The organism is Citrobacter sp. CF971 (genome assembly GCF_006385635.1).
GTDB lineage: Bacteria > Pseudomonadota > Gammaproteobacteria > Enterobacterales > Enterobacteriaceae > Citrobacter > Citrobacter freundii.
Window position 1 is genome coordinate 1,674,206 of sequence record NZ_CP041051.1, and the last position, 12,002, is coordinate 1,686,207.

Sequence of the window (12,002 nt, forward strand, 5' to 3'; positions counted from 1 at the left end):
ATGAGAGGATTCTGGTGAAAAACCTCCCTTCGGGCGAAGGGAGGCAGAGCGATCAGGATACGTGCTGCAAGAATTCCTGTAAGCGTTGGCTGGGCGGATTTTCAATCAGGGCCTGCGGATTACCGTCTTCGGCAATTCTTCCCTTATCAATGAAAATCAGGCGTGAAGCCACTTTCTCGGCAAAACCGATTTCGTGGGTCACAATCACCATGGTCATCCCTTCTTCCGCCAGATCCTGCATAACTTTCAGAACTTCGTGGCGCAGTTCTGGATCCAGCGCTGAGGTTGGCTCATCAAACAGCATCATTTTCGGCTTCACCGCCAGCGCACGGGCGATAGCCACACGCTGTTGTTGACCGCCGGACAGCTCAGAAGGGTAGTGATGGGCGCGCTCGGCCAGACCCACTTTCGCCAGCAGTTCTTTCGCCAGTTTCTCGGCCTGTTCTTTATTCGCCCCGCGTACGCGCTGCGGCCCGAACATGACGTTTTCCAGCGCCGTCAGATGTGGGAACAGATAGAACTGCTGAAACACCATCCCGGCTTCCTGGCGGATTAACCGTTCGTCTACCTTCGGATCGTTCACTTTCAGACCGTCGACGATCAGATCGCCAGAGGTTATCTCTTCCAGTTTGTTAATGCAGCGTAGCAAGGTAGATTTACCGGATCCTGACGGCCCGATAATCACCACTACTTCACCCTGTTGAATGTTCAGGTCAATATTGTGCAGCACCTGGGTTGGGCCAAAGTGCTTAGAAACGTTTTTAAATTCAATCACAGGATTTTCATCCTTCTTTCCAGACGACGCAGAATGAAGCTCAGCACCAGCGTTATGATCAGATAGAACACCGCAACGGCGCTCCAGATTTCCAGTGCGCGGAAGTTACCGGCAATGATTTCCTGGCCCTGACGGGTCAGTTCAGCGACGCCAATGACAATAAACAGCGAGGTATCTTTAATGCTGATGATCCACTGGTTGCCCAGCGGCGGCAGCATACGACGCAGCGCGAGAGGCAAAATAACGTGGCGAATAGTCTCTGTGCGTGAAAGTCCAAGGGCAAGTCCGGCTTCGCTGAATCCTTTATGGATTGAGAGCACCGCACCGCGGGTGATTTCCGCAATATAGGCACCGGAGTTGATCATGATGGTGACAACGGCGGCGCTAAAGGGGTCAATGCGTAAATCATTAAATGCCATTGGTAGAGCGAAGTAAATAAACATTACTTGCACAACGATTGGCGTACCGCGAATGACTTCGATAAACACCAGCGCTACGTGGTTGGCGATCCAACCGCCGAAAGTGCGCGCAAACCCTGCTGCAAGTCCGATTATCAGACCGCCAGCCAGACCGAGGACCGAGATCCACAGGGTCATTTTGGCGCCTTCAATCAAAAGCGGGATGGCGGGCCAGATGGCACTCCAGTCAAACTGCATATGTCGTTCCTGTTACCGTGGTGTAAATATTCAAATGCCCGTTTTGCCGGATGTGCTGTGCTTATCCGGCTTACAGGTCTCAAAAATCCAGGCGTAGGCCCGGTAAGCATCACGCCACCGGGCAACGCTACCGGTTATTATTTAGGTTCAGTACCGAACCATTTTTTGTAGATTTCGTTGTAAGTACCGTTCTCTTTCAGCGTTTTCAGCGCGCCGTTCACTTTCTCACGCAGATCGTCGCTGCCTTTCGGGAAGGCGATGCCGTACTGCTGGGCTTCCAGTGATTCGCCTACAGCTTTGAACTGACCATTGCCAGCTGTTTTGATGAAGTAAAGAATGTTTGGTGTGTCGTGCAGCACGGCGTCTGCGCGGTTGGTGCCCAGTTCCATATACGCGTTATCGATGTTCGGGAACTGACGCAGGTCTTTAGTTTTGATATTCGCTTTTGCGTAATCAACGGAACCGGTGCCGCTCTTCACTGCGACAACTTTACCATCCAGATCTTTCACGCTTTTCACGTCGTTGTTATTCGCTTTCACCATCACTAACAGACCGCTTTTGTAGTAGCCGTCAGAGAAGTCGATCGCTTTTTTACGCTCATCGGTGATGGTGATACCCGCCAGTGCCAGGTCGATATTTTTGGTTTGCAGAGCCGGGATGATGCCGCTGAAATCCATTGGTTTCAGTTCATAATCCAGCTTCAGTTCTTTGGCGACAGCAGCCCAAAGATCCACATCAAATCCAACGTATTTGTCACCCTGTTTGAATTCGAACGGTACAAACGCGGTGTCAGTTGCGACAACCAGTTTCTTATCTGCGGCATGGGAGGACACCGCAAAAGCCAGGGTAAGTGCAGCCAGTGAAACTTTTAATACAGACTTCATAGGATTTCCTTTTATATCCACGGGGCGATCCCCTGCGAGAACATATGGCTTAATGAAAGAATCGTGCCAATTTTGCAACTCATTGTTTTAACAAGAGGGTGTTTCGTTTCTCTGCACAATAAGTAGGGCAAAGCGAGTAATCTGCACTGTTTTGGGGCACTCATTTGGTGCGAACCAGCCACGGTGCAAACGGTATGACTATTTAGCGTAAAAATTGTTGATAAAACAATCTTTCGTTAACGATTGTGTGAGGTGATTATTACAAATAATTTACTTTGGAGTGACGAATGATCAATGTTATGCACCATAGATGTGCAAAACCCCCGCCGGAGCGAGGGTTATATAGGTAATTCTTATGTCTGCTGTTACTCAATGTTGGCTTCGATAAACCACAGGAATTTATCGAGGTCGCGAGAAGCTGCGGTAAAGATATCCGCGGTATCTTCGTCTTTTGCTTCGCTAATAGCCTTACGTACGCTGTTTGCAACTACGGCATAACGTTCAGCCAGTTCTTTTAAGTGGTCCTGTACGCTATGGATATCCAGCGGGTAACTTTTCAGAGGCGTTTTGCTATTAATAACCTGAGTTGTGCCCAGTGCCACACCGCCCAACTGTACGGCGCGTTCAGCCATTGTGTCGAGGTGATCGGTCAGGGCTGTACGGAAGCCATCCAGCATTTCATGTACCGCAATGAAGTTTGCGCCGCGCATGTTCCAGTGAGCCTGTTTGGTGATCAATGACAGGTCAATGAACTGGATTACTTGCTGATTCAGCAGTTCAACGGTCGCTTTCTTTTCGCTATCAGACACATCGTTGCGGGTATAAAGGAGGGCGGATGCTTTTGTTTTTACCAGTTTCGCGGTACTCATATTTTCATATCCTCTTGATAGTTATGTCCCAACTCTTCAACGGAATTAAGTATAGCGCTAAATTTGGATTTTTTTTTTCCGGTGTTGCCTATCACTTTAATAGCGAAGAAGGGGGAAGATATAAAATATCAAATAAAATCAATGCAATGAGTGTTGTGTTTCTTACGTGGTGTTATTTTTATGTTAATTTTTGAGATTGAATGAAATATGCGGATGAGAAAATTATATTTTTTAGAATTATTATCACGCAGATTTACAATTGGATATTCTGCATGATTATGCAAACCATGCAGAATATTACGTGGTTAATTCACGTCGACTTGTTTTATTTGTGGCTCTTTACGAATAGTGAGCGTAGAGCCCATTGATGCGACGATAATGGCACCCAGAGCGAGTGTCTGGATAAGCGTCAGCGTTTCACCGAGGAAGATCATTCCGGAAACCGCTGCCAGGGCAGGTTCCATACTCATCAATGTACCGAAAGTACGCGTCGGCAGGCGCGTCAATGCAATCATCTCCAGTGAATAGGGAAGTGCAGTAGAGAGGACTGCAATGGCCAGGCCTAACGGCAGAATGGACCAATGCCACAGGGCATCACCAGCCTGGATCGCGCCGATTGGCACAAATACCAGTGCTGCAATTAATGACCCTACTGCGACGGTTGCCGGACCGTGTTCCGCCCCGGCTCGCTGCCCGGTAAGAATATAGATGGCCCAGCAGGCACCAGCCCCCAGCGCTAGCGCAGCACCGGTTAAATCGACGTGAGAAACGTCCTGACCTAATGGCAGCAGGAACCACAGTCCGAGTACAGCCAGTGCAACCCAAATGAAATCCACCGGGCGCCGGGATGAAAACAGCGCTACCGCCAGCGGGCCGGTAAATTCCAGCGCCACGGCAATTCCCAGTGGCACGGTCTGGATTGACAGATAGAAGAGATAGTTCATCCCGCCCAGAGACAGGCCATAAAACAGAAGGGGCAGGCGCTGTTCTTTGGCGAATCGCAAACGCCAGGGTTTAAAGAAGGCGATAAGGATGAGGGTGCCCAACGCAAGGCGCAACGCGGTAACGCCCGGCGCGCCGACGAGCGGGAACAGCGATTTCGCCAGAGATGCTCCGCTTTGAATGGAGGACATAGCAATTAGCAAAACCAAAATAGGCAACCAGACTGGCGCTTTACGTGACGACCCCGGCATCCTTTCTCCTGTCAAATTATGTCAATAGAAGTAAAACAGCGAGTGTAATGGAAATACACACATGCGGTTGAGTATTCGTTGAAAAAAAAATTGCTCAGTTCCGTACAATGGCATGAAACTGATGGATTAATAATCTGCGTGATTAGGAATAATCTGGATGAATGTGCCATATTGTGCGCGCAATAATGGCATTTTACTTTAGAAAAGTGATGTTAATTGAAAGAGATAGCGGATTTCTGAAATGTTCTGTTACATGAAAGACCCCGTTAGACATCGCTAATCGCAAAGAGTTTCCCATCAATTTTTGGTATATTTAAAACTTAAGATTTACTTGAAGCACATTTGAGGTGGTTATGAAAAAAATTGCATGTCTTTCAGCACTGGCCGCTGTTCTGGCTTTCTCCGCAGGTACTGCTGTAGCTGCTACTTCTACCGTTACCGGTGGTTACGCTCAGAGCGATGCTCAGGGCGCAGCGAACAAAATGAACGGTTTCAACCTGAAGTATCGCTACGAGCAGGACAACAACCCGCTGGGTGTTATCGGTTCCTTCACTTACACTGAAAAAGATCGTACCGATGCTTCTGGCGACTACAACAAAACCCAGTACTACGGCATCACTGCTGGTCCGGCTTACCGTCTGAACGACTGGGCAAGCATCTACGGTGTAGTGGGTGTTGGTTACGGTAAATTCCAGAACGCAGCATCCCCGGCTGACAACCACACCACCAGCGACTACGGTTTCTCTTACGGTGCTGGTCTGCAGTTCAACCCGATCGAAAACGTTGCTCTGGACTTCTCCTACGAGCAGAGCCGTATTCGTAGCGTTGACGTTGGCACCTGGATCGCTGGCGTGGGTTACCGCTTCTAATCACTTCGGTGATATGAAAAATCCGCCTCTCGGGGCGGATTTTTTTTGCCTGCAATATGAGCTGTTAACGAGATTTGGTCTCGAAGATGTCGGTACAAAGGTGGTTGTAGTCCACCTTCTGCAGCTTAAAGTTGGTGATGTACACCGGCCCGGCTTTTTTCTCTGAGATAAAGCGGTAGCTGTTGGTGATTTCTTTTGCGCTGATCCCTGTCCACTGCGAGAAAAAGCTGAGGAAATCATTGGCGGATCGACGGGCCTTAATCACCCGATGCGCTTTATCATCACTCGACAGCACCATGAAAGGTACCTGGAAATTCTGCTGGAACTGATCGTCATGCGCCAGGTACTGCACCTCTTTTCCCCGTTCTTTAAACGCGAGGCCATGATCGGAGAAATAGACCATCGAGAAGCTGCTACCGCTATTACGTAACTGATCGTATAGCTGGCGCAGTAGGTCATCCGTTTGCGTCATGGTGTACAGGTAGCAAGACGTCTCTTTTGACTGGACGAAAGTCTCGTACTTACCCTGCGTACGGTCGCAGGCCTGCGGATGTGAGCCCATTAAATGCAGTACAATAAGCTGCGGCTGAGTGCGCTCGGTTGCCAGCACCTGAGCGGTCATCTTCAACAGCGCTTCGTCACGGGTATTTTTATCCGCTTCGAAGTCACCGTTCTTGAGGAACTGAACTTCATCAGCGCGTTTTGCAATGCTGGCGATGGCCGTGTCGTATTCACCAATTTGTCCCTGATTGGAAAACCACCATGTCTGGAAACCTGCTCGGTTGGCCAGGGTGACAAAGTTATCCTGGAACTGGGGCTTATTGTCGACCACCCGATTCAGCGTCAGGCCGAGTGATTTTTGCGTTGAACCGCTGGCAGCAATGTAATCCGCAAAGATGTAGCCGTTAACGGAGCTGGCAAACGGGGTGTTATCCCAGTGACCGCCAAACGCGCCTAACGCATCGCGGCGGGCGCTTTCGCCGATCACCACGACGTAGGTGTGATACTTCGGCTTCACGGCGGTTACGGTCCAACTGTCTTTCACGCTCGACAGCTTCGCCATACGCTCTTGTTCGTCGAGCACTTCGTTGTTATTGACGATCACGTCCTTGGCAAACCGGAAAACCGGATAGCCAGTGTCTTTCAGCTTGAACACGCCGCCCCAGGCCAGGTTTTGTACCGGGGTAACAAAGAATGCGACAACGCTGAACAGCAAACAAACGCTGTCGAACTTGTTCCAGCCACGCTTTTGTTCATCTTTTTTACGACGTACGGCGATAACGCCGAGGGCGAAAATAAATACCCCAACCAGATAACTGTACCAGGGGAAGATGGTCAGGATTTCGGTGGACTCTTCCATATTGGTTGAGTGCAGCGCCAGCAAGGTATTGAAGTTCGGTGAGCCGTAAGCCTGGCCGAACGGAAAATACATTGCCGCAATCAGCGAGCAAATGCCAATCAGCACTTTCTGCGCGCGTGGCGCGCTGCGCCACATCAGCATTAATATACAGGTGAAAGCAACGCTATAGAGCAGGCTAAGCGGATAGCCCAGCGCAAGATTGATCAGCAGAGACTGTAAGAAATAGAGGCCAGTCCACGGACTAATCGCCCGGCTGCGAGCAATGATTGAATCTTTGAGGGTTAAATTCATATGCCACTGTTACAAAAACGCCATGTGCTTACCCTGGCGCTAAGGGTCATTGCCTGCCTGAGAGAGCGAGAAGAGGGATAGGGTCCGCATCCGCGAGCCGCAATATATGCAGGGCTGCGAAAAGATAGAGTGTGCGCAAGAGAAGGTCAACTACTACAAAGAAATTGTTTTGCGAGGAACGTGGCAAAACTGACAAAAAGAAGGGTTATTGAGACGAAAACCACCACCGTACCCGGATGACGGCAGGAAAATGAAGCGGCGTACCGCGACGCCGCATTATTTTTCTGAAGGTTTATCCTTCTCAGGTTTGCTGTTAATCATGTCACACAGCATAGAGATCAGCATCAACCGTACTTTAAAGGGAGAGTGGCTAAACACGCGTATACACCTCTTAAATTCATTCATGTAAACCTCCTGACTTCACGATCCCATCAGTCCTTGAGGGATGTCTTTATTATATACAGATATAGCACAGGCTATATTATATAGCTATTGCTAAAACGTTAATTTTTTGTGCCCGCGCAACTCTGGTTTACAATGAGTGCTCTCTAATCAGATGCCGTTAACGCGTCACAGTAACGAGGAAGCAGAATGAGTCGTCGCGCAGGTACGCCAACAACAAAAAAAGTGACGCAATTGGTGAATGTCGAAGAACACGTTGAAGGGTTTCGTCAGGTTCGGGAGGCGCATCGCCGTGAGCTGATTGATGACTACGTAGAGCTGATTTCCGATCTCATTATTGAGGTAGGTGAAGCGCGCCAGGTGGATATGGCCGCACGGCTTGGGGTTTCCCAGCCGACGGTTGCTAAAATGCTTAAGCGTCTTGCTTCAGTCGGATTGATTGAAATGATCCCCTGGCGAGGCGTGTTTTTAACCGCAGAAGGTGAACGACTGGCTCAGGAAAGTCGGGAGCGTCATCAGATTGTGGAGAATTTCCTGTTGATGTTAGGTATCAGTCCGGAAATTGCCCGTCGCGACGCGGAGGGGATGGAGCATCACGTCAGTAAGGAAACGCTGGAGGCTTTTAGCCGGTTTACGCAACAGCAAGGAACAGGCTCTGAATGAGTTTTCCTTTATTACGCGCCTTACAGCGCGATCGTTTTTTCCAGCTGTTAATCATCGTTGGGGTTGTACTGAGCCTGTTCACGCCATTTACACCCCGGTCGTGGCCGGGAGCAATTGACTGGCACACAATTATCACGCTTAGTGGCCTGATGTTACTGACCAAAGGCGTGGAGCTAAGCGGTTACTTCGATGTGTTAGGGCGCAAGATGACCCGCCGTTTCAAAACAGAGCGTCAGCTGGCGATATTTATGGTGCTGGCAGCGGCGTTGTTGTCGACGTTTCTGACCAACGATGTTGCGCTGTTTATTGTTGTTCCGCTGACCATCACTCTGAAAAAATTGTGCGCTATTCCGGTGAATCGCCTGATTATCTTTGAGGCGCTGGCGGTTAACGCCGGATCGTTGCTAACGCCAATAGGCAATCCACAAAACATTCTGATGTGGGGACGCTCAGGCTTATCGTTTACCGCGTTTACCTGGCAAATGGCGCCGCTTGCGGGGGCCATGATGCTGACGCTGGTGGTGCTGTGCTGGTTCAGTTTCCCGAATAAAGCGTTGCATTATCATACCGGTACGCGCGCACCTGACTGGCAACCGCGTCTGGTGTGGGGCTGTCTGGTGTTGTATATCATCTTCCTTGCAGCACTGGAGTTAAAACAAGAGCTGTGGGGTCTGGCGATTGTGGCGGCAGGGTTCATGGTGCTGGCTCGCCGCGTGATCCTCAGCGTAGACTGGACGCTGCTGTTGGTGTTTATGGCGATGTTCATTGATGTGCACTTGCTGACGCAGCTTCCGGCCCTGCAGGGGATAACCCACCAGATTGGCGCGCTTTCAGCGCCGGGACTTTGGCTGACCGCCATTGGCCTGTCGCAGTTTATCAGTAATGTGCCCAGTACGATTTTGCTGCTGAACTACGTCCCGCCAACGCTGCTTCTGGCCTGGGCGGTCAATGTGGGCGGCTTTGGGCTGTTACCAGGATCGCTGGCGAATCTCATTGCGTTACGGATGGCAAACGACCGCCGGATCTGGTGGCGTTTTCATTGGTATTCGGTACCGATGCTGATATGGGCGGCGCTGGTGGGTTATGGTTTGTTGCTAATGATGTAATTGATGTGGTGTGCCGGATGGCGGCTGGCGCCTAATCCGGCCTACAGTGTTGGTAGGCCCGATAAGCGTAGCGCCATCGGGCATATATAGCAGATTAGTTCAGGCGAACCGGCATACCAGAACGGTTCTGTACTGCCTGCTCAACGACGGCCTGATCGACGTCAGGCTGACCGGTGATGCTGGTAATGCTCTTGGTCAGGGTAATCGGTACAATTTCTCCGCCTTCGAACTGTGCTTCAGTCGTAGACAGCGGGTTATGTACTTCGATGTAACGGCTACCGTCTGGTTCGGTAGTGGCTTTTACCGGCTCATCAATAAACTGTACACGGGTGCCGACCGGCACATTTTCAAACAAGAATTTGATGTCGTCGTTACGCAGACGTACGCAACCGTGGCTGACACGTAAGCCGACGCCGAAGTTAGCATTGGTACCGTGGATAGCATACAGGCGACCGATATACAGCGCGTACAGTCCCATCGGGTTATCCGGACCAGCCGGAACAACGGCTGGCAGCGGCTCGCCTGCAGCGCGGTATTCCGCATGCATTTTCGCCGTTGGCGTCCAGGTTGGGCCTGCTTTTTTACGTTCTACTTTGGTGGTCCAGTTGATTGGCGTGTCTTTGCCCAACTGGCCGATACCGATCGGCAGAACAATGACGGTGTTGGTGCCTTTCGGGTAGTAGTACAGACGCATTTCAGCGCTGTTGATAACAATACCTTCATGCACGGTATCCGGCAGGATTAACTGCTGAGGAATGTTCAGCACGGTGCCGCCTTTCGGCAGGAAGGTATCCACGCCCGGGTTGGCTTCCAGCATGTTAGACAGACCCATCTGATACTCTGCCGCAAAATACTCCAGCGGTTGGGTGTTGCCTTCAGGAATAGTAATGACCTGGTTTTGGCCAATCAAACGGCTACCATCGGTCGGCAGCGGGTACGTGACGGCTGAAGCGGTATTACAAAAACCAACTATTGCAAGTGCCGCCGCGAAAAGCGTTGTTAATTTCATATTCATATTCATGTATGCGAGATTCAGTGCCAGGCAGGCTAGTGGGTTGAGATTTATGTAGTGTTGGGCACGCATTATATGTGCAATCTGAGCAACAAGGAATTCGGATGTGTACTAAATCACATTTTTTTCCTTTTGGTTTCACTTTATCCCTTCCGCATGAAGACGCGATCTTCTTGCAGACTTATGGCATAATAAGCGGTTTGTCACATATTTCTTTCTCTTTCAGGATACGCCAGTGTTAGTTTCCAGCAACGTCACCATGCAGTTCGGCAGTAAGCCGCTGTTTGAAAATATTTCCGTCAAATTTGGCGGCGGCAACCGTTACGGCCTGATTGGCGCGAACGGTAGCGGTAAATCCACTTTTATGAAAATTCTCGGCGGCGACCTCGAACCGACGCTGGGTAACGTTTCCCTCGATCCTAACGAGCGCATCGGTAAGCTGCGTCAGGATCAATTCGCCTTTGAAGAATTCACCGTGCTTGACACCGTGATCATGGGTCACGCTGAACTGTGGGAAGTGAAGCAGGAGCGCGATCGCATTTACGCCCTGGCTGAGATGAGCGAAGAAGACGGCTATAAAGTTGCTGATCTCGAAGTTCAGTATGGCGAAATGGACGGCTACTCTGCGGAAGCGCGTGCGGGTGAACTGCTGCTGGGCGTAGGTATTCCGGTAGAACAGCATTACGGCCCGATGAGCGAAGTCGCGCCCGGCTGGAAGCTGCGTGTGCTTCTGGCGCAGGCGCTGTTCTCTAACCCGGACATTCTGCTGCTCGACGAACCAACGAACAACCTGGATATCGACACCATTCGCTGGCTGGAGCAGACGCTGAACGAGCGTGACAGCACCATGATCATCATTTCGCACGACCGTCACTTCCTGAACATGGTCTGTACACACATGGCGGATCTGGACTATGGCGAACTGCGTGTTTATCCGGGTAACTACGACGAATACATGACGGCGGCAACCCAGGCGCGTGAACGTCTGCTGGCCGATAACGCCAAGAAGAAAGCACAGATTGCCGATCTGCAATCCTTCGTCAGCCGCTTTAGCGCCAACGCTTCTAAATCTCGACAGGCGACCTCTCGTGCGCGTCAGATTGATAAGATCAAGCTCGACGAAGTGAAAGCGTCCAGCCGTCAGAACCCGTTCATCCGCTTCGAACAGGATAAGAAACTGTTCCGTAACGCGCTGGAAGTGGAAGCGCTGGCGAAAGGTTTTGATGAAGGTCCGCTGTTTAAAAACTTCAACCTGCTGCTGGAAGTAGGGGAGAAGGTTGCCATCATTGGTGCCAACGGCGTGGGTAAATCCACCATGCTGAAAACGTTGGTTGGCGATTTGCAGCCGGACAACGGTACCGTTAAGTGGTCTGAAAACGCCCAGGTGGGTTACTACGCGCAGGATCATGAATACGAGTTTGAAAACGATCTGACCGTCTTCGAATGGATGAGCCAGTGGAAACAAGAAGGCGATGATGAGCAGGTTGTGCGCAGCTTCCTTGGCCGTCTGCTTTTCAGCCAGGACGATATCAAGAAACCTGCAAAAGTGCTCTCCGGTGGTGAAAAAGGACGCATGCTGTTCGGTAAGCTGATGATGCAGAAACCGAATATCCTGGTCATGGATGAACCGACCAACCACCTGGATATGGAATCTATCGAGTCGCTGAACATGGCGCTGGAAATGTATCAGGGCACGTTGATCTTTGTTTCTCACGACCGTGAGTTCGTCAGTTCCCTGGCGACCCGCGTGATTGAGATTACGCCGGAACGCGTGATCGACTTCACCGGCAACTACGAAGATTACCTGCGTAGTAAAGGTATTGACGGTTAATTCACCCGTCGTCTTTCGTGTTACAGGTGTGTTGGCTGCACCTGTTCACCCCGGTCACTTACTTATGTAAGCTCCCGGGGATTTACAGGCT

The 12,002-nt window shown here is 50.6% G+C and carries 12 protein-coding genes; 4 read left to right on the forward strand and 8 right to left on the reverse strand.

The window, feature by feature from the left end:
- Positions 1–52: 52 nt before the first annotated feature.
- The 5 genes from glnQ to rhtA all read right to left on the reverse strand — a co-directional run bounded on the left by glnQ (position 53) and on the right by rhtA (position 4,377).
- Positions 53–775 (reverse strand): glutamine ABC transporter ATP-binding protein GlnQ, encoded by a 723-nt coding sequence (gene glnQ, locus E6P06_RS11440; protein WP_003035246.1) that lies wholly within the window; start codon positions 773–775, stop codon positions 53–55.
- Entirely contained in the window at positions 772–1,431 is a 660-nt protein-coding gene (glnP, locus tag E6P06_RS11445; protein ID WP_003035248.1) for a glutamine ABC transporter permease GlnP, read from the reverse strand. The genes glnQ and glnP overlap by 4 nt, the downstream gene beginning before the upstream one ends.
- 137 nt (positions 1,432–1,568) lie before the next feature.
- Complete coding sequence (glnH, locus tag E6P06_RS11450) at positions 1,569–2,315, reverse strand: glutamine ABC transporter substrate-binding protein GlnH (RefSeq protein WP_003035251.1); 747 nt, start codon at positions 2,313–2,315, stop codon at positions 1,569–1,571.
- A gap of 365 nt (positions 2,316–2,680) precedes the next feature.
- Positions 2,681–3,184: a DNA starvation/stationary phase protection protein Dps gene (gene dps, locus E6P06_RS11455; RefSeq protein ID WP_003035253.1), complete on the reverse strand. Its 504-nt coding sequence runs from the start codon at positions 3,182–3,184 to the stop codon at positions 2,681–2,683.
- A 305-nt stretch (positions 3,185–3,489) separates the two neighbouring features.
- The gene (gene rhtA / locus E6P06_RS11460; RefSeq protein WP_003035255.1) at positions 3,490–4,377 is read right to left on the reverse strand and encodes a threonine/homoserine exporter RhtA; all 888 of its coding nucleotides are present in this window, start codon (positions 4,375–4,377) and stop codon (positions 3,490–3,492) included.
- A gap of 353 nt (positions 4,378–4,730) precedes the next feature.
- On the opposite strand from rhtA, the gene ompX reads away from it, so the two are divergent.
- A complete protein-coding gene (ompX, locus tag E6P06_RS11465) occupies positions 4,731–5,246 on the forward strand; it encodes an outer membrane protein OmpX (protein ID WP_003035257.1) in 516 nt (171 codons plus the stop codon).
- Between the two features lie 64 nt (positions 5,247–5,310).
- Here ompX and E6P06_RS11475 read toward each other — a convergent pair whose 3' ends face one another.
- Together E6P06_RS11475 and mntS are read right to left on the reverse strand one after the other, a co-directional pair.
- Positions 5,311–6,897: a phosphoethanolamine transferase gene (locus E6P06_RS11475; protein WP_139935248.1), complete on the reverse strand. Its 1,587-nt coding sequence runs from the start codon at positions 6,895–6,897 to the stop codon at positions 5,311–5,313.
- Positions 6,898–7,173: 276 nt separating this feature from the next.
- On the reverse strand, positions 7,174–7,302 hold the full coding sequence (mntS, locus tag E6P06_RS11480) for a manganase accumulation protein MntS (RefSeq protein ID WP_003035262.1): 129 nt from the start codon (positions 7,300–7,302) through the stop codon (positions 7,174–7,176).
- 186 nt (positions 7,303–7,488) lie between these two features.
- Here mntS and mntR point away from each other — a divergent pair, with 186 nt between their 5' ends.
- Positions 7,489–7,962, forward strand: a complete 474-nt coding sequence (gene mntR / locus E6P06_RS11485; protein WP_003035264.1) for a manganese-binding transcriptional regulator MntR — start codon at positions 7,489–7,491, stop codon at positions 7,960–7,962.
- Entirely contained in the window at positions 7,959–9,068 is a 1,110-nt protein-coding gene (locus E6P06_RS11490; protein ID WP_048241350.1) for an anion transporter, read from the forward strand. Before mntR ends, E6P06_RS11490 begins: the two co-directional genes overlap by 4 nt.
- A gap of 94 nt (positions 9,069–9,162) precedes the next feature.
- Here E6P06_RS11490 and ldtB read toward each other — a convergent pair whose 3' ends face one another.
- Complete coding sequence (gene ldtB, locus E6P06_RS11495; RefSeq protein WP_003845438.1) at positions 9,163–10,083, reverse strand: L,D-transpeptidase; 921 nt, start codon at positions 10,081–10,083, stop codon at positions 9,163–9,165.
- 232 nt (positions 10,084–10,315) lie between these two features.
- Between ldtB and E6P06_RS11500 the strand changes: the two genes are divergently transcribed.
- Positions 10,316–11,911 (forward strand): ABC-F family ATPase, encoded by a 1,596-nt coding sequence (locus E6P06_RS11500; protein WP_003035269.1) that lies wholly within the window; start codon positions 10,316–10,318, stop codon positions 11,909–11,911.
- Positions 11,912–12,002: the final 91 nt, after the last annotated feature.